The organism is Altererythrobacter aquiaggeris, from assembly GCF_037154015.1.
Lineage (GTDB): Bacteria > Pseudomonadota > Alphaproteobacteria > Sphingomonadales > Sphingomonadaceae > Aestuarierythrobacter > Aestuarierythrobacter aquiaggeris.
On sequence record NZ_JBANRL010000001.1, the window covers coordinates 1146751 to 1163279 of the forward strand.

Genomic DNA, 16529 nt, shown 5'->3' on the forward strand with positions numbered 1-16529 from the left:
ATGACGGGCCAGCAAGAACAGTCCGATGCGGCGGCATCCGAAGACATCCAGCGCCGCCCCGGATTGAAGATGTGGCGCGTACGGATTTCGCTGGCACTGGCCTTAATCCTGATTGTGCTTGGCGCTATCGCCTGGTCCCAGCGTGAAGACATTGCCGGCGATATTATCGCCGACGAGCTTGCAAAGCTGGGCATCCCTGCAACCTACGATGTGGCCCGCATCGGCGGACGGCGCCAGATTCTCACCAACGTGGTGATCGGCGATCCGCAAAATCCTGACCTCACGATCGAGCGTGCCGAAGTGGCGATCGACTGGGGGATGTTTTCACCGCAGATTACGCGCGTCACGCTGACCAGACCAAGGCTTTACGGCGCCTATCGTAACGGCAGGCTGAGCTTTGGTGCGTTGGACCCGCTCCTGTTCGACGACCAAAGCGACAAGGCAGCCGGACTGCCCGACCTTGAAATGGCAATAATCGATGGGCGGGCGCGGCTGCTGACTGATTTTGGTGCTGTCGGGATCAAGGCCGAAGGCGCGGGGAACCTGGCTAACAGTTTCAGCGGCATTATTGCCGCCAATGCGCCGCAGCTTGAGGTTGCCGATTGCCGCGCAAGCGGGACCACGCTGTTTGGCAAGCTGACGACAACGACCGGCAAGGTCGGGTTTGACGGGCCTGTCAGACTCGCCGCGCTCGCATGCCGGTCTGCTGCTGTCACAGCGAACAATTTCGCGGCTGCAGTCAAGGGATCGTTCGCTCAGGATTTTTCCAGTTTCGATGGTGATCTGGGGCTTGAAGGTGAAAGGTTGGCGGTTTCCGGAACATCGCTTGGCGGCATTGGCGGAAACGGCAGTGTGAAATTGGGCGGCTCCGATTTCTCGGCAGTCTATAAAATATCCGCGCAAGAAGCTGCCTCAGCCGGCGCCACTGCCGCGCTGGTCAAACTCGACGGAGATCTCCGCGCGCAGGACAATTTCAGCTCGTGGGAGGCCCGCTCGGGGATAACCGGCGAAAGATTGCGGCCGGGCAAAGGCTTTTACGCTGCGGTGAATAATCGTGTGGAGGGTTTTGACGGCACCTTGCTGGCACCCATTCTGGCGAAAGCACGCACAGCGCTGGAACGTGAGGGGCGGGCAAGTGAATTCGGTGCGGAGGTAATTATCCGTGGAACCGGCAACGGTTTGACCGCGGCTATTCCGCAGGCAATCATTCGCGGCACAAGCGGGAGGCGCGTTCTGTCGGTTTCGCGTTTCCGGATTGCGAATACCGGTTCCGGCAGCCCGCGCATCTCGGGCAATTTCAGCACCAGTGGGGAAAACCTTCCGCAAATTTCGGGGCGGATGGAACGGCAACCGTCTGGCAGCACGATTTTCCAGCTCAATATGGCGCAATACAGCGCGGGCAGCTCGTCGATTGCGCTACCCGAACTGCGTATTTCGCAAGCAGCCAACGGTTCGCTTGCCTTTGTCGGCAAAGCTTTGGCGAGCGGTCCATTGCCCGGCGGCGGCACGCGTAATCTGATGCTGCCTGTGAACGGAAGCTATTCGTCATCGGGCAGATTGGCGCTGTGGAACAGATGCACCACCATTGCCTTCGATCAACTGACCTACGCAAATCTCACACTGGAGCGGAAAGGTCTGACATTATGTCCGCGGCCTGGCGGTTCGATTCTGGCGCTGGATAACGGAAGGCTCAAAATTGCGGCAGGCGTCCCCTCGCTCAATGTTGCGGGACGGCTGGGGAATACACCGATCCGGCTGGTCAGCGGCCCGGTCGGCTTTGCATATCCCGGTATTCTCAAAGCGAAAAATGTCGATATTGCGCTGGGTCCGGCGGACACGGCGACCCGCTTTCGCCTGACCGATCTGGATGCGAAACTGGGCGGCGACCGGATTGCGGGGACATTTGCCGGGACCGATGTGTTCCTCGCTGCTGTCCCGCTCGATATCTTCGGCGCAGCTGGCAACTGGAGCTATTCGGGCGGAAAACTGGGCCTGACCGGAGGAAGTTTCCGTCTGGAAGACCGTGAACGGTCTGACCGCTTCCAGCCGCTTGTTGCGCGCGATGCGGTGCTCGGACTGGAAAACAATCTGATTACCGCCTTCGCCGTGTTGCGGCATCCAGGCAGCGACCGCGTGGTTACAGAGGTTGATATCCGTCACAATCTGACAACGAGCAGCGGCTATGCCGATCTCACCGTACCCGGTCTGGTCTTTGACCAATCGTTGCAAGCGGATCAATTGTCCAGACTTGCACTGGGTGTTGTCGCTAACACGTTTGGCACTGTCACGGGCACCGGGCGGATCGACTGGAATTCCACCGCTGTCACCAGTACGGGGCAGTTCAGCAGCGAAAACCTTGATCTGGCGGCAGCATTCGGTCCGGTTAAGGGCGCATCGGGCACAGTTGTCTTTAGCGATTTGCTCGGCCTGACAACTGCGCCCGGGCAAAAGATCAAGGTCCGCTCGATCAATCCCGGTATCGAGGTGTTCGACGGGGAAATCGGCTTTGCCTTGCGAAATGGCGAATTGCTGGCGGTTCAGGGTGGGAGCTGGCCGTTCATGGGCGGAACCATCACTCTGCAGCCGGTCGATATAAATATCGGCGTGACCGAAAGCCGGACGTATGTTCTGGTGATCGAAGGGTTGGAGGCCGGGCAGTTTGTCCAGCAAATGGAAATCGGCAATTTGGCGGCAACGGGTACGTTCGACGGCCGGCTGCCGTTGATATTCGATGAAAATGGCGGGCGGATCGAGGGCGGGCAGCTGGCTTCGCGCGCGCCGGGAGGCAGTATCTCCTATGTCGGCGAGCTTACATACCGCGATCTGAACCCGATCGCCAATTTTGCCTTCGATGCGCTGCGTTCGCTGGATTATCAGGAAATGCGCGTCGCTATGGATGGCTCGCTCACGGGCGAGCTGGTTACGCGGGTCCGCTTTGACGGTGTAAAACAAGGTGTTGGAGCCCGCCAGAACATCATCACCAGACGGCTGGCGAAATTGCCAATCCGTTTCAACATCAACATCCGCGCCCCGTTTTACAAACTGATAACCTCGATCAAGGCGATGTATGACCCTGCCTTTGTCCGCGATCCGCGCGATCTGGGCCTGGTAAACCGCGACGGAACCGTGCTGAAACGGGCAGTTTCTGGTGAGGATGTCGAACCCGAACTTGGCCCCCTGGATATAATTCCCGACGAAATTCCTATTCAGACCACAGAAAGCGAGAATCAGCCATGATCCGTGAGAAATTGACCTCGGCCTATGTGGCTGCAACAAGTCCGCTGATGGATTTGGGGCAATCAAGGAAAGTCACGGGGGCCGCGCTGGCCTTGATTTGCGGGGCGGGCACGCTGGGCGGGTGCATCACAGTCAATGCACCGGAAGACGCCATCGTGATCGAACTGAATATCAATATCCGGCAAGAGGTTATTTACCGGCTCGCGGAAGATGCGGGCAATACGATTGATGAAAATGCCGACATCTTCTGATACGGCGTTTTTTAGAGGGTCAGGATTATGACGCAGAAATTTATTCGCAATGCCGCAATTGCCATCGGCACAGCCGCTCTGGCGGTGGGCGGATTTGCCAGCGCCGCTTACGCGCAGCGCGATCCTGCTTACGAAGCGGCGCGCGCTGACGGACGGGTCGGGGAAAAGATGGACGGCTATCTTGGCATAGTCGGGGCGGGGGATGCTGCGCTTCAACGGTTGGTAAACGACATCAATATCAAGCGCCGCGCGGTTTATGCCGAGCGTGCGAAGTCGGAAAATGCCACGCTTGAGGAATACGCCCTGACCGCCGGGTGCCTGGCAATAGCGCGCACTTCGCCCGGCGAGAAATACCAGGCGCCTAACGGTTCCTGGCAGACGCGCGGATCGACCCCGCCGCTGCGTGACAGCCGCTGCCCGTAATCGCGGTTATAAATTTCATGACATAGAAGCGTCCGCTCCGGTTGACTTGGCGGATGTGCTTTTCTAAGGGGGCGACGCCTTCGGCGGGCGGCTCCTTGCCCGTGCTATATTCCCCTTTTGGAGGATTAAAGCATGAGTGATGAAAAACCCGTCCGGGAACCCATCGGTGAAGATGCGCGAATCGATGCGCTCGAGCAGCGGCTGAAGGCCGCACGCGAGCGTGAAGATCACCGCAACAAGCCGCAAGTCCAGGGACACGATGCGAATTATCGCATGGGGTCCCGTGTCCTTGCGGATCTTCTCGGCGGAATTCTTGGCGGATTGGTAATTGGCTGGGTCATCGACCATTTTGCCGGTACCGGTCCATGGGGTCTGCTGGTGATGTTGTTCCTCGGGATCATCGTCGCCTTCAGGAATGTTTTCAGGACCGCGAGCCGGAAGCCCGACAGCGACCAGTAGGTTGTTTCGGGATCAGGGTATTCGCTCGAAGCCAAGGATAAGTGACAGCGTGGCCGAACCAGCCAAAGTCGACCCGATGTACCAGTTCACCATCAAGCCGTTCGCCGGCACTGAGGGCTGGGAAATTGCGGGTTACAATATTGCGTTTACAAACAGCGCGCTGTGGATGGGCATCACGTTTGTTGCCCTGCTGGTCTTTGTGCTCGGCGGGATGAAGCGCGAGCTGGTCCCCGGCCGCTGGCAGATGGCCGTCGAAAGTTTCACCGGCTTTATCGAGGATATGCTCGAAGCCAATGTCGGTAAGGAAGGGCGTAAGTATGTGCCCTATATCTTCTCGTTGTTCATGTTTATCCTGTTTGCCAACCTGCTGGGGCTGCTGCCGCTGGGCCTTGTAGGGGTTCACCCGTTCACCTTTACCAGCCACTTTACGGTTACTGGCGTTTTGGCGATTATCAGCTTCGCGATCGTCCTGATCGTGGGCTTCTGGAAGCACGGCTTTCACTTTTTCTCGCTCTTCGTGCCGCAGGGCACGCCGTGGCCGATGGTCCCGATCATCTTCCCGATCGAGCTCGTATCCTTCCTTGTGCGCCCCTTCAGCCTCGCCTTGCGACTGTTCGTGGCGATGATGGCCGGGCACGTTCTGCTGGAAGTTCTTTCCAGCTTCGTGATCGATGGCACCAACGCAGGCCCGCTTTGGGGCACCGTGGTCGGCCTTCCCAGCTTCCTGCTGATGATTGGCATCTGCGCGCTAGAAATTCTCGTGGCCGGCATTCAGGCCTACGTCTTCGCACTGTTGAGCTCGCTTTACATCAATGATGCCGAGAATTTGCACTAGGTTTTCGTTTCAATCTATCTGATTTTCTAAGGAGTAATTACTATGGACGCAGAAGCAGCAAAGCTGATCGGTGCCGGTCTGGCAGCTATCGGTGCCGGCATGGCCGCCATCGGTGTGGGTAATGTTTTTGGCTCGTTCCTGGAAAGCGCATTGCGCAATCCCGGTGCGGCTGACGGCCAGCAGGGCCGACTGTTCATCGGCTTCGCCGCCGCTGAACTTCTCGGCCTGCTGGCATTCGTTGTCGCGATGATCCTGATCTTCGTCGCCTGACGCAAACCGATAAATTCCGGCCGGAGTGAGCTCCGGCCGGTTATCCTCTGATTGACCCTTCGGGACGTTTTCAATGCCTCAGATCGCACAGATTGCCGATACCTATTCGAGCCAGATATTCTGGCTGCTGATATTTTTCGGCCTGGTTTTCTTCGTGATCGGACGCGGTATGGTTCCCAAGGTGATGGACACCGTTGCAAAGCGTGACGGGCAAATCGCGTCCGACCTCGCAGCTGCTCAGGCGGCACGCGATCAGGCCGATGTCGAAGAGGAAGCCTGGCGCAAGCGCGAAAATGAAAACCGCGCTGCCGCACAGGCTTTGGTCGCTGAAGCAAAGGCGAAAGCCGGTGCTGACAGTGATAAGAAACTTGCCGCCGCGCAAAAGCGTATCGACAAGAAGCTGACCGACGCTGAAATGCGGATCGATGCCTCACGCCAGTCGGCTCTCAGTGAAATTCAGGATGTCGCAGCACAAGCCGCACAAGATATCGTGCGACAACTCGCCGGCGTCAAAGTGACGGCAGCGGCAGCCAAATCCGCTGCAAAGGAGGCTATGGCCAATGTCTAATGCGCCTGAAGTCTTCGCGACACAAGCTGCTGAAATCAACGCCACGGTCGAACATGGCGCCGGAAAGCATATCGAACCCGAATTGTTTGGCATTCCGCCGTTTGGCATCGTGGCGATCGCAATGACGGTGTTGATCCTGATCGCAATTTTCGGCGCAAAGGTTCACAAGACAATCGCCGGCGGCCTCGACAGTAAAATTGCCGACATTCGCCAGCAGCTGGACGAAGCCAGACAGCTTCGTGCGGAAGCCGAGGCACTGAGGGCTGAATATACCGCCAAGATTGCCGGTGCTCAGAAAGACGCCGAAGCGATGCTGGAAACGGCTCGCGGCGAAGCAGACGGTATTGTCGCGAAAGCGGAGGCCGATGCGACTGCCATGGTTGAGCGGCGTCAACGCATGGCGCAGGACAAGATCGCCTCGGCAGAGCGCGATGCAGTCGATCATGTGCGTGAAACCGCGGCAGTTGTCGCAGCCGGCGCTGCAAAGACATTGATCGCCAAAAACCATGATGCAGCGGCCGATCGCAGACTGGCCGACGAACTGATATCCTCGATGTAGATTTACGTCGATATTCAAACGGGCGGCCCGCGTGGCCGCCCTTTTTGTTTTGGCGTGCCCAAACTGCGATTTGGGTTAAAAGTTATCCTTGGCGACGCGCAGTGCGGCGAAGGTCGCAGCAGGCGTGTCACCGCCCCAGCGGGCGCTGATTTCAGCGCTGTCTGCGCGAAGAAACGGATTAGTCCTGAGTTCGCGGGCCAGCGGCATCGGGACAGTTGGCTCACCGCGCGCCCGCTTGTCGCGGATTTCCTCCGCATAGGCCGCCAGATCGGCATTGTCAGGGTCGGCATGGACAGCGAAGCTGGCGTTCGCGGCGGTATATTCATGTGCGCAGTACAGCATCGTGTCGGCGGGAAGCGCCTTCACCCTTTCCAGACTGCTCCAGAACTGATCGGGGGTCCCTTCGAACATCCGCCCGCAACCAAGCGCGAACACGGCATCCCCGATAAACGCGACGCCTGCTTCGGGCAAATGGTATGCGATGTGGCCGTTTGTGTGGCCGCTCACGTCGATAACATTCGCAGTGTGCCGGCCGAGTGAAACGGTATCGCCGTGTGCAACGATTGTGCCGATCGGGCTAATCCGTTCGACTTCTTTCGGCGCAGTGATGGTGCATCCCGCGGCGTCCTGTATCACCTTGTTGCCGCCAGCATGATCGGGATGCCAGTGCGTGTTCCAGATCTGGGTGATTTTCCATCCCTTGGCATCCGCCTGGCGTAGATATTCTGCACCATCAGGCGTATCGATCGCGGCCGTTTCTCCGCTGGCGGGGTCGTGAGCGAGATATCCGTAATTATCGGACAGGCACGCAAACTGGTGAATTTCGATCATCACAGCATGATAGTCCAGCAAACCGAAGTAGAAAAGGCCCGCCAGCTTCGATGAGCTGACGGGCCTTGCCTTATCTCACTACCGCGCGCGAGCGCGGCAGGATCAACCGATCAATACGATCAGTCGCCTTTCTTTTTGAGCGCTTCACCCAGGATGTCGCCCAGCGATGCACCCGAATCGGATGAACCAAACTTGGCCACCGCTTCCTTCTCTTCGGAAATCTGGTGTGCCTTGATCGAGAAGTTCGGCTTCTTGGAACGGTCGAAACCGGTAACCATCGCGTCGATCTTCTGACCGGTCTGGAAACGATCGGGACGCTGTTCGTCGCGGTCGCGGCCAAGGTCCGAACGTTTGACGAAGCCGGTAGCGCCGTCGTCGCCGGCCTGCACTTCGAGGCCGCCATCGCGAACTTCGAGAACAGTCACGGTGACTACATCGCCGCGCTTCAGCGCGCCTGCTGCCGACGCGCCTTCAGCCGAAGGTGCGCCCTTTTCAAGCTGCTTCATGCCCAGGCTGATGCGTTCCTTGTCGGTATCGACATCCAGAACAACTGCCTGCACTTCTTCACCCTTACGGTGGAGAGCGAGAGCGTCTTCACCCGAGATGCCCCATGCAATGTCCGACATGTGAACCATGCCGTCCACATCGCCATCGAGGCCGATGAACAAGCCGAATTCGGTAGCGTTTTTGACTTCGCCATCGACAACCGTACCAACCGGGTGCTTGTCGGCAAATTCTTCCCAGGGATTGCCCATGGCCTGCTTGAGACCAAGCGAAATGCGGCGCTTTTCCGAATCCACTTCGAGGACCAGCACTTCGACTTCCTGTGATGTCGAAACGATCTTGCCCGGATGGACGTTCTTTTTGGTCCAGCTCATTTCCGAAACGTGAACCAGGCCTTCGATGCCGGATTCGATTTCGACGAATGCACCGTATTCGGTGATGTTGGTAACGGTACCGGTCAGCTTTGCGCCAACTGGATACTTCGCTGCAACACCGTCCCACGGATCGCTTTCGAGCTGTTTCATGCCGAGCGAAATACGTTGTGTTTCGGCATTGATGCGAATGATCTGCACGGTCACGGTCTGGCCGATTTCGATCACTTCGCTCGGGTGATTAACGCGCTTGTAGCTCATGTCGGTGACATGGAGCAGCCCGTCGATACCGCCGAGATCGACGAATGCGCCGTAATCGGTGATGTTCTTAACGACACCGTCGGTAACCTGGCCTTCAGCCAGCTTGTCGATCAGTTCGCTGCGCTGTTCTGCGCGGGTTTCTTCCAATACGGCCCGGCGCGAGACAACGATGTTGCCGCGGCGGCGATCCATTTTGAGGATCTGGAATGGCTGCGGCATGTCCATCAGCGGGGTAACATCGCGCACGGGGCGGATATCGACCTGGCTGCCGGGCAGGAAGGCTACAGCGCCGTCGAGATCGACTGTGAAGCCGCCTTTGACGCGGCCGAAAATGCGCCCTTCGACGCGCTTTTCTTCACCAAACTCGCTTTCGAGCTTGTCCCACGCGGCTTCGCGGCGTGCGCGGTCGCGGCTGAGCATTGCTTCGCCATCGGAGTTTTCGACGCGGTCGACATAAACTTCGACTTCATCGCCGACTTTCAGTTCGCTATCGCCTTCTCCGCGAACGAATTCCTTGAGCGGGACGCGGCCTTCTGATTTGAGGCCGACATCGATCACTGCCTTGTCGTTTTCGATCGCGGTGACAGTACCTTTGACTACGCGGCCTTCAAAGCCGCCATCGTCGGCATTGCCGAATTGTTCGTCGAGCATCGCGGCGAAATCGTCGCGTGTCGGGTTGGGCGCAGTTGCCATATGTTGGAGTTTCCTAAGTATTCAAATTCCGGCCGCCGGTGTAATCCCGGGGTCTTTTCTCCGCGCCGGCGGGATTGCCGTTGCGGGCCAAAGGGGCCGACATCTCCACCGGGCCGAATGCCGTAATGGAGGTTCGCATGGCTAACGGAACGGTGGAGGCGGAATTACCGGGAGGAAGGCTGGAAAGCGCTTGCACCTGCCGGCAATGCTGTTGAGCTTGCCTTCGCCGGGCCGTATGCCCTTCGAACGGACGCGCGCCTAGGCGAAGGGCACACAAAATGCAAGCGATTTGGCATTATCCGCCCGCGTCGGTAAGCGAGGAATGTGGCCTTCCCGCCAAACCCGGGACGACATTACGCAGGATGCTGTTTGATTGCCTCTTCGACAGCTTCGATGGCGGCGGCAATCGCCTCGTCGCGGCCAAGTGTGGAGGTGTCCAGAATATACGCATCAGGTGCGGGGAAAAGCGGCGACGCGGCGCGTTTGCTGTCGCGGTCGTCGCGGCGGCGAAGATCGGCAGCGATCGTGTCCAGTGTCACATTTTCGCCGCGGTCCCGCATTTCGCGAAACCTGCGCTCGGCACGCGCAGCGACTGTGGCGGTTACAAACAATTTGGCCGCTGCCTCTGGCGCGATCACGGTGCCGATGTCACGTCCATCAAGGACCGCGCCGCCGCCTTGCCGGGCAAAGGCCTGCTGCCGCCTGAGCAATGCCTCACGAACGGACGGATGGACCGAAACCCGGCTCGCGAGACCGCCGACCGCCTCGCTGCGAAGCACGTCATCGGCCAAAAGTCTGTCTGGGAAGTTGCAACCGCGCAGCGCATCGCCGGCATCATCGGCATCACCGCCGTTCAATTCGACCTGTCTGCCGACCGCCCTGTAAAGCAGCCCGGTGTCGAGGTGAGGCAGACCAAAATGCGCTGCCAGTGCCTTGGCAATCGTCCCCTTGCCTGATGCGGTAGGGCCATCGACCGCGATGATCATGACGCGGCTCTCCTGCGCTGTATGAGTTCCTTGCCAAGGCCGAACAAGGCAATGGCCATCCAGACGATTTCGAGCACCAATGTGGGCAAGTTGAAGTTTACCAGTAGCGATATAGTCAGTAGAACAGCCCCCGCGAAATTTGTCAGGTTAAACAGTATCATGTTCATTTGTTTTACCACATTGCTGTAAGCAAAGGCAGAGACGATACAGATCATCCCCGCAAAGCCGATGAGGTCGGCGGTGAATGAACTGATATGGTCTGTCATGTTGCTCCTAGTTCGTGCAGCAATTGTTCGAAATTGGGGAAGCTGGTTGCAATCGGGGCTGTATCGTCAAGCTCCACGCCGCCGCTGCTCGCCAGCCCCGCCACAGCCATGCTCATCGCGATCCGGTGGTCGAGACGCGTGATGACCGGGCCGCCTCCGGGTAGTGGCGCACCGCCCGTTCCATCGATAGTCAGGCCGTCTTTCTGCTGGGTGACCGTTGCTCCAGCCAATTCCAAAGCGGTGGCCATCGTGTCTAGCCGGTCCGATTCCTTGACCCGCAATTCTTCAAGGCCTCTGGTCACTGTGGTTCCGCCGGCAACCGAGGCTGCAACAAACAGCACGGGAAATTCGTCGATCATGGCAGGGGCGAGGGCGGGGTCAACCTCCACACCCCGCAATCCAGAGTGCTTCACGAGCAGATCGGAAACGGGTTCGCCGCCCACTTCGCGCAGGTTCACTTCCTCGATATGGCCGCCCATTTGGCGCAGGACCTGAAACAGTCCGGCGCGTGTGGGGTTGAGGCCGACGTTCTCGATGATAATTTCGCTGCCCGGGACGATCAGTGCGGCGACCGCAAAAAAGGCTGCAGATGATGGATCACCCGGTACGTCAATATCTTGCGGCTGCAGGTCTGCGCCGCCGCGCACTTTGATGATACGTTCGCCGTCGACAACTTCGACCGTAACGTCCGCGCCAAAGCCCCCGAGCATCCGTTCTGAATGATCGCGCGTCGGCACCGGCTCGATGACTGTGGTGATGCCGGGCGTGTTGAGCGCTGCCAGCATGACAGCGCTTTTAACCTGCGCAGAGGCGACAGGCAGCCGGTAGGTGATGGGAATTGCGGGCTGGATACCGCGTAATATCAGCGGCAGGCGGCCACCGGGGGCTGAACTGATTTCAGCGCCCATTTGCGACAACGGTTCAATCACCCGGCCCATCGGACGGCCCGAAAGGCTGGCATCGCCGGTAAAGCTTGCCGTAATGCCTTGGCTGGCAATCAGGCCCATCAACAACCGTGTCGAGGTGCCGCTGTTCCCCATGTCTAGCGGCGTATCAGGCTGCAACAATCCGCCCACACCCACGCCGTGGACTTCCCAAGTCCCGTCATCTCGGCGCTTGATCGTGGCACCCATGGCGCGCATTGCCGCCGCCGTCGCAAGGACATCTTCGCCTTCCAGCAGCCCGTGAATTGTCGTTTTGCCGATCGCCAACGCGCCCAACATCAATGCACGGTGGCTGATTGACTTGTCGCCCGGCACGCGAATGCGGCCTTTCAGCGGTCCGCAAGGCATGAAACGGCGCGGCACCAGGCCTTCCAAGGTAGTTCCGGTGGACAAGGTTGCAATTCTCACAAAATAGGCTGCAGTCAGGGCGCACGCTTTGACAGTGCCTTTGGCCTATGGCAAGGCGCGCGCCGAAGTGGTCGGGTGCTTGATTCAGGCACACGCGCCACCCATCCTGATTTAGTTGAAATTGCAGCCTGTCGCGGACGGCGGGCGCTAGCGAGGAATTACAATGGTCAAGCCAGAGTGGGGCACCAAACGGAGCTGCCCGAAATGCGGCACCCGGTTCTACGATCTCGGAAAAGCTGATCCCGTCACTTGCATCGAATGCGAGAACGAATGGGATCCGGAACCCGTGCTTAAGAGCAAGCAGCCAATTCCGTTCGAAGAGAACGAGAAAAAGAAAGACAAGCAGGCCGACAGCGACCTTGCCGACGATGATGCGGATCTGGAAGATATCGACGACGGCGAAGATTCGCCCGATAATGATGTCGATCTTGGCGGTGACGACGATCTTGGCGTAGGCCCGGGTAAAGGCGATGATGACGACAAGCCTGAAAGCTGATATAATTCTTGCCAAATGGCGGGGCTCTTAATAAAGGGCCACCTCCCGCCATTTGGCAGGTAAATTGGTATGGGGCCTTAGCTCAGCTGGGAGAGCGCAACACTGGCAGTGTTGAGGTCAGCGGTTCGATCCCGCTAGGCTCCACCAATCATCTGGAAACCACCGGAATGTCTGGAAATCCCAGGTATTCCGCTGGTTTTCTTTTTGAAACACATCAAATCCGGCGGGCCTCAAACCGGCATGGGTCCAACTGGCATGCGTCTAACCGGGGCGGGGTAGAGTGGGGCCGGCACCTTAACGCGAAATGGTTCTTTGGCAGCTTCGTCGGCGCGCCCCTTGCGGCATCAAACCTGCCCGATCCGGCGCCCTGCCTTTTGCCGCTGACAAATCCGAGCCTATGCGACGCGAACCCGCGATGCCGTGCCTGACAAAATTATATTGTAAGATTGCTCAAGCGGGATTATTCGAAATTTACGAGCCGGGCCCCTCTGGCGGATGAAGCGTCGAGTTGTTTCGCCCGCGATGTCGGATCGTGCCCCAGAAGGGGGACCGATCGTCTGGTGAACAAACTTCACAAATCGGGACGGCTGTTCTCCTTCGGATCGACATCGAAGGACTGATTATGGCGCGAATTGCACAGCCGCACGGCGGATATACCGATACTGTTTGCCAAAATGATGCACCCTCACGCCAGCGCGTGGAGGGTTAGATCATGCGAACCCACGAAAGTGTCGCGTCGATGCTGTGTCCGGTATGTAAAACCGGCCTTTCCATGGCTGACCGAAGCGGGGTCGAGATAGACTTTTGCCCCACTTGCAGGGGTGTCTGGCTGGATCGCGGAGAATTGGACAAGATCATCGACCGCACGCAGGTGCCTGATGTCCGGGAAACGGCCGGTATGCGCGCGCCGGAGAACCGCAGCGGCGAGCGGCGCGGCGCCGCCGCCGGGGGGTTATTGGGCATGGCGGCATCGCTGATGCAGGGTGATGATGATAGATACGATCGCAGCCGCGATGTCAGGTACAACGATCATTATGACAAACGCCGTCCCAAAAAGAAGAAATCGCTCTTGTCAGAATTTTTCGACTGATCGATTTGTGCCGCCGGTCCTTTCCTAAACCCCGATACGCCATCGGGCTTCGCACACCAAGGCCGACCCATGACCATACTGTTTCTGCTGCTCGACCTTTCGATTGTCGCGGCGGCCTTCCTTTCGGGCTATTTCTGGTGGCTCGCCAGCCGGAAACGGCTGCGGCGAATCGGCCGCGACGAAATGCTTGACCATGCTGATTTCAACCGGTTGGTCGTTTCGTATAACCGTACCCAGATTTTAAATGCGCGGGCGGCCATCGCAACAGCCGTTGCCGGCATTTTTGCCGCAATGCGCCTGTCCGGAAATATGTTTGCCGAGATATTTTTATGACTATCTTTCTTATATTTGTCGGGCTGGTGCTTCTTGCGATAGGCGGTGACGTGCTTGTACGCGGTGCCGTAGCTATTTCAGCGCGGTTAGGGGTATCGCCATTGCTGGCGGGGCTTACAATCGTCGGTTTCGGCACGTCGACGCCTGAACTTGTCACCAGCCTGTTTGCCGCTTTCGAAGGCGCACCCGGTATCGCGGTCGGCAACATCGTAGGATCCAACATCGCCAACATCCTGCTTATTCTGGGTGTTTCGGCGCTGATTTTACCCCTGGCAATCAATCCGGCTGCATTCCGGCGGGATGGACTGGCGCTGGCGGTGGCAACACTTGCCTGCCTGGTTGCCGTTTTGCTCGGCTCTCTTAGCCGACCGGTTGGCTTCGCGCTGCTTGCGCTTTTGATCGGATATATAGTCTGGGCATATCGTAGCGAGCGGCGCCATCCTGATGCGGAGGCGGAGATGCACGAACATGTCGTGGCTGATGTGACTTCGCCCGGAATGGGCCTGTTCACGGCACTGGGCCTGGCTGCGGCAGGCATTATCGGCACGATTATAGGCGCACGCCTGCTGGTCGATGGTGCGATCGAAATTGCGCGCGACTTCGGCGTTACCGAAACGGTGATTGGCCTCACGGTCGTAGCGGTCGGCACATCACTGCCCGAACTGGTTGCCTGCGTCATCGCAGCATTGCGCCGGCATGCGGATGTTGCGCTGGGAAATATAATCGGCTCGAACATCTACAACGTCCTTGGTATCCTGGGCGTGACTGCTGTCGCCCACCCGATCACGATTCCGCCCGAAATCGCGGCTTTCGATATCTGGATTCTGCTGGGTACAACGGCGTTGCTGGGGCTGTTTTTGCGGACCGGCTGGAAACTCAGGCGATGGGAAGGCGGCGTGTTTCTTGTGGTTTACGCCGGCTATGTCGGGTATCTGACCGTTTAGTGGTGGTGCGTATCGGCTTGTGAGCCGGGAATGGGGCGGCCGAAGCTGCAAGCCGAAATTTCGGATTGCAAAATGGCATGGTTTGCGGCAACGGGCGCGCCTGTAGCCCATGCTACGATATGATCCGGTTCTCCAGCCCCGCCATTTTCGCCTCGACCTACGCGAAATAGCAGGCTATTGATGCGGACATAGTTTAAAGCCGGGAAATTCCCGCACGCTGGCCAACGAGGTTTCGTTCGCCGGCGTTTTTGGCATTTTTGCGTTCCTGTTTCCGGGGCGCCGCATGACGAGGAGTGAGAGCATGTTCGATAACCTGTCAGATCGCCTTGGCGGTGTTTTTGATAGTCTGCGCGGGCGCGGTGCGCTGCGCGAGCAGGATGTGCTGGATGCCATGCGCGAGGTGCGTATTGCGCTGCTGGAAGCCGATGTGGCATTGCCGGTTGTCCGCCGCTTCATCGATGCTGTCAGCGCGAAAGCGGTCGGTCAGGATGTGCTGCGTTCGGTCACGCCGGGCCAGCAAGTCGTCAAAATCGTCAATGACGAGCTGGTCGAGATGCTTGGCGGAGAACAGACCGAGGGTCTGGATCTTGGGGCCAAACCGCCGGTTGTGATCATGATGGTCGGCCTGCAGGGCTCGGGTAAGACGACTACGACTGCCAAACTTGGCAAATATATCCGCGAGAAGCATGGCAAGAAGGCCATGATGGCCTCGCTCGATGTCAATCGTCCGGCAGCGCAGGAACAGCTCGAAATTCTTGGCGGCCAGGTGGATGTCGCAACCTTGCCGATCATCGCGGGCCAGCAGCCAGCCGAAATAGCCGCGCGCGCAATGCAGGCCGCGAAGCTCAACAATTCCGACGTTTTGCTGCTGGATACTGCGGGCCGCCTGCATGTTGACGAAGCGCTCATGGCCGAAATGAAGGCAGTGGCATCGATCGCACAGCCTACCGAAGTGCTGCTGGTGGTCGATGCACTCACCGGTCAGGATGCGGTCAACGTCGCGCAAAGTTTCAGCGGCGAAGTCAACGTGACCGGCGTCGTACTGACCCGGATGGACGGCGATGCGCGCGGCGGTGCTGCGCTGTCGATGCGCGCAGTCACAGGTAAACCGATCAAATTCGCGGGTACGGGCGAGAAACTTGACGCGCTCGAGGCGTTTCAGCCCAGCCGCGTGGCCGGCCGTATTCTGGGCATGGGCGACGTAGTCTCCATTGTCGAGAAGGCTGCGGCCACGATCGACAAGGACGAGGCTGACAAGCTGGCCGAGCGGATGGCCAAGGGGAAGTTCGATCTGAACGACCTGAGGATGCAATTGCGCCAGATGAACCAGATGGGCGGGCTGGGTGTTTTGGCCGGTATGATGCCCGGCATGAAAAAAGCCAAGGCCGCGCTCGCGAACTCAGGCATGGACGACAAGGTTCTGGTGCATATGGACGCGATTGTCGGCTCCATGACGCCAAAGGAGCGGGAGAATCCGGCGCTGCTTAATGCGAAACGCAAGAAACGCGTTGCAGCAGGTGCGGGGATGCAGGTTCAGGACGTAAACCGGCTGCTGAAAATGCATCAGGAAATGTCTCGCGCGATGAAGCAGATCAAGAAGATGGGCGGCCTGAAGGGGCTTGCCGCCATGTTCGGCGCCAAAGGTTCTGGGGCAGGGATGGGCGGCATTATGCCCGGCCTGGGCGGGGCTGGCGGCGGCATGGGCGGTTTCGGTGGCCCCGGTGGGGAGATTCCCGCCGACCTAAAAAATTTACTCGATAAAAAATGAATTCGACAACTTCAATTATTTATACTGGAAAG

The 16529-nt window shown here is 58.5% G+C and carries 18 protein-coding genes and 1 tRNA gene; 14 read left to right on the plus strand and 5 right to left on the minus strand.

Translation table 11 applies throughout. The features are described from left to right. The 8 genes from WFP06_RS05575 to WFP06_RS05610 all read left to right on the plus strand — a co-directional run bounded on the left by WFP06_RS05575 (nucleotide 1) and on the right by WFP06_RS05610 (nucleotide 6602). Nucleotides 1-3237 (plus strand): intermembrane phospholipid transport YdbH family protein, encoded by a 3237-nt coding sequence (locus WFP06_RS05575; RefSeq protein WP_336986235.1) that lies wholly within the window; start codon nucleotides 1-3, stop codon nucleotides 3235-3237. 47 nt (nucleotides 3238-3284) lie between these two features. Then, complete coding sequence (locus WFP06_RS05580; protein WP_336987644.1) at nucleotides 3285-3488, plus strand: YnbE family lipoprotein; 204 nt, start codon at nucleotides 3285-3287, stop codon at nucleotides 3486-3488. 27 nt (nucleotides 3489-3515) lie between these two features. Further along, on the plus strand, nucleotides 3516-3911 hold the full coding sequence (locus WFP06_RS05585; protein WP_336986236.1) for a YdbL family probable chaperone protein: 396 nt from the start codon (nucleotides 3516-3518) through the stop codon (nucleotides 3909-3911). 132 nt (nucleotides 3912-4043) lie between these two features. Continuing rightward, nucleotides 4044-4370, plus strand: coding sequence for an AtpZ/AtpI family protein (locus WFP06_RS05590; RefSeq protein ID WP_336986237.1), 327 nt, complete (start codon nucleotides 4044-4046; stop codon nucleotides 4368-4370). Nucleotides 4371-4419: 49 nt separating this feature from the next. Beyond that, on the plus strand, nucleotides 4420-5205 hold the full coding sequence (locus tag WFP06_RS05595) for a F0F1 ATP synthase subunit A (protein ID WP_336986238.1): 786 nt from the start codon (nucleotides 4420-4422) through the stop codon (nucleotides 5203-5205). A 42-nt stretch (nucleotides 5206-5247) separates the two neighbouring features. Continuing rightward, complete coding sequence (locus WFP06_RS05600; RefSeq protein WP_114520182.1) at nucleotides 5248-5475, plus strand: F0F1 ATP synthase subunit C; 228 nt, start codon at nucleotides 5248-5250, stop codon at nucleotides 5473-5475. Nucleotides 5476-5548: 73 nt separating this feature from the next. Continuing rightward, the gene (locus WFP06_RS05605; RefSeq protein ID WP_336986239.1) at nucleotides 5549-6043 is read left to right on the plus strand and encodes a F0F1 ATP synthase subunit B family protein; all 495 of its coding nucleotides are present in this window, start codon (nucleotides 5549-5551) and stop codon (nucleotides 6041-6043) included. After that, on the plus strand, nucleotides 6036-6602 hold the full coding sequence (locus WFP06_RS05610; protein ID WP_336986240.1) for a F0F1 ATP synthase subunit B family protein: 567 nt from the start codon (nucleotides 6036-6038) through the stop codon (nucleotides 6600-6602). The genes WFP06_RS05605 and WFP06_RS05610 overlap by 8 nt, the downstream gene beginning before the upstream one ends. Before the next feature lie 75 nt (nucleotides 6603-6677). Here WFP06_RS05610 and gloB read toward each other — a convergent pair whose 3' ends face one another. From gloB to aroA, 5 genes are all read right to left on the minus strand, one after another. Then, nucleotides 6678-7433: a hydroxyacylglutathione hydrolase gene (gene gloB, locus WFP06_RS05615; RefSeq protein ID WP_336986241.1), complete on the minus strand. Its 756-nt coding sequence runs from the start codon at nucleotides 7431-7433 to the stop codon at nucleotides 6678-6680. A 119-nt stretch (nucleotides 7434-7552) separates the two neighbouring features. Next, nucleotides 7553-9262 carry a 30S ribosomal protein S1 gene (rpsA, locus tag WFP06_RS05620; RefSeq protein ID WP_336986242.1) on the minus strand — a complete coding sequence of 570 codons (1710 nt, stop codon included), beginning with the start codon at nucleotides 9260-9262 and terminating at the stop codon, nucleotides 7553-7555. A 353-nt stretch (nucleotides 9263-9615) separates the two neighbouring features. After that, nucleotides 9616-10248: a (d)CMP kinase gene (locus tag WFP06_RS05625; protein ID WP_336986243.1), complete on the minus strand. Its 633-nt coding sequence runs from the start codon at nucleotides 10246-10248 to the stop codon at nucleotides 9616-9618. Then, complete coding sequence (locus WFP06_RS05630; protein WP_336986244.1) at nucleotides 10245-10514, minus strand: CBU_0592 family membrane protein; 270 nt, start codon at nucleotides 10512-10514, stop codon at nucleotides 10245-10247. The genes WFP06_RS05625 and WFP06_RS05630 overlap by 4 nt, the downstream gene beginning before the upstream one ends. Next, nucleotides 10511-11806: a 3-phosphoshikimate 1-carboxyvinyltransferase gene (gene aroA, locus WFP06_RS05635; RefSeq protein WP_336987645.1), complete on the minus strand. Its 1296-nt coding sequence runs from the start codon at nucleotides 11804-11806 to the stop codon at nucleotides 10511-10513. Before aroA ends, WFP06_RS05630 begins: the two co-directional genes overlap by 4 nt. Before the next feature lie 223 nt (nucleotides 11807-12029). Here aroA and WFP06_RS05640 point away from each other — a divergent pair, with 223 nt between their 5' ends. The 6 genes from WFP06_RS05640 to ffh all read left to right on the plus strand — a co-directional run bounded on the left by WFP06_RS05640 (nucleotide 12030) and on the right by ffh (nucleotide 16497). After that, complete coding sequence (locus WFP06_RS05640) at nucleotides 12030-12362, plus strand: TIGR02300 family protein (protein WP_336986245.1); 333 nt, start codon at nucleotides 12030-12032, stop codon at nucleotides 12360-12362. 71 nt (nucleotides 12363-12433) lie between these two features. Then, nucleotides 12434-12509: transfer RNA gene (locus WFP06_RS05645), tRNA-Ala, on the plus strand. Between the two features lie 565 nt (nucleotides 12510-13074). Then, nucleotides 13075-13452 carry a TFIIB-type zinc ribbon-containing protein gene (locus WFP06_RS13075; protein WP_419716216.1) on the plus strand — a complete coding sequence of 126 codons (378 nt, stop codon included), beginning with the start codon at nucleotides 13075-13077 and terminating at the stop codon, nucleotides 13450-13452. A gap of 69 nt (nucleotides 13453-13521) precedes the next feature. Continuing rightward, nucleotides 13522-13785: a hypothetical protein gene (locus WFP06_RS05655; RefSeq protein WP_336986246.1), complete on the plus strand. Its 264-nt coding sequence runs from the start codon at nucleotides 13522-13524 to the stop codon at nucleotides 13783-13785. Continuing rightward, nucleotides 13782-14729, plus strand: a complete 948-nt coding sequence (locus tag WFP06_RS05660; RefSeq protein ID WP_336986247.1) for a calcium/sodium antiporter — start codon at nucleotides 13782-13784, stop codon at nucleotides 14727-14729. The genes WFP06_RS05655 and WFP06_RS05660 overlap by 4 nt, the downstream gene beginning before the upstream one ends. A 301-nt stretch (nucleotides 14730-15030) precedes the next feature. Further along, nucleotides 15031-16497, plus strand: coding sequence for a signal recognition particle protein (ffh, locus tag WFP06_RS05665; RefSeq protein ID WP_336986248.1), 1467 nt, complete (start codon nucleotides 15031-15033; stop codon nucleotides 16495-16497). The last annotated feature ends 32 nt before the right edge of the window (nucleotides 16498-16529 follow it).

Excerpts from the sequence above, each read along its gene's own strand:
- WFP06_RS05575 (WP_336986235.1), top strand. The coding sequence starts at position 1 with ATGACGGGCCAGCAAGAACAGTCCGATGCGGCGGCATCCGAAGACATC.
- WFP06_RS05580 (WP_336987644.1), top strand. The coding sequence starts at position 3,285 with ATGGATTTGGGGCAATCAAGGAAAGTCACGGGGGCCGCGCTGGCCTTG.
- WFP06_RS05585 (WP_336986236.1), top strand. The coding sequence starts at position 3,516 with ATGACGCAGAAATTTATTCGCAATGCCGCAATTGCCATCGGCACAGCC.
- WFP06_RS05590 (WP_336986237.1), top strand. The coding sequence starts at position 4,044 with ATGAGTGATGAAAAACCCGTCCGGGAACCCATCGGTGAAGATGCGCGA.
- WFP06_RS05600 (WP_114520182.1), top strand. The coding sequence starts at position 5,248 with ATGGACGCAGAAGCAGCAAAGCTGATCGGTGCCGGTCTGGCAGCTATC.
- WFP06_RS05605 (WP_336986239.1), top strand. The coding sequence starts at position 5,549 with ATGCCTCAGATCGCACAGATTGCCGATACCTATTCGAGCCAGATATTC.
- WFP06_RS05610 (WP_336986240.1), top strand. The coding sequence starts at position 6,036 with ATGTCTAATGCGCCTGAAGTCTTCGCGACACAAGCTGCTGAAATCAAC.
- gloB (WP_336986241.1), bottom strand. The coding sequence starts at position 7,433 with ATGATCGAAATTCACCAGTTTGCGTGCCTGTCCGATAATTACGGATAT.
- rpsA (WP_336986242.1), bottom strand. The coding sequence starts at position 9,262 with ATGGCAACTGCGCCCAACCCGACACGCGACGATTTCGCCGCGATGCTC.
- WFP06_RS05625 (WP_336986243.1), bottom strand. The coding sequence starts at position 10,248 with ATGATCATCGCGGTCGATGGCCCTACCGCATCAGGCAAGGGGACGATT.
- WFP06_RS05630 (WP_336986244.1), bottom strand. The coding sequence starts at position 10,514 with ATGACAGACCATATCAGTTCATTCACCGCCGACCTCATCGGCTTTGCG.
- aroA (WP_336987645.1), bottom strand. The coding sequence starts at position 11,806 with ATGCCTTGCGGACCGCTGAAAGGCCGCATTCGCGTGCCGGGCGACAAG.
- WFP06_RS05640 (WP_336986245.1), top strand. The coding sequence starts at position 12,030 with ATGGTCAAGCCAGAGTGGGGCACCAAACGGAGCTGCCCGAAATGCGGC.
- WFP06_RS13075 (WP_419716216.1), top strand. The coding sequence starts at position 13,075 with ATGCGAACCCACGAAAGTGTCGCGTCGATGCTGTGTCCGGTATGTAAA.
- WFP06_RS05655 (WP_336986246.1), top strand. The coding sequence starts at position 13,522 with ATGACCATACTGTTTCTGCTGCTCGACCTTTCGATTGTCGCGGCGGCC.
- WFP06_RS05660 (WP_336986247.1), top strand. The coding sequence starts at position 13,782 with ATGACTATCTTTCTTATATTTGTCGGGCTGGTGCTTCTTGCGATAGGC.
- ffh (WP_336986248.1), top strand. The coding sequence starts at position 15,031 with ATGTTCGATAACCTGTCAGATCGCCTTGGCGGTGTTTTTGATAGTCTG.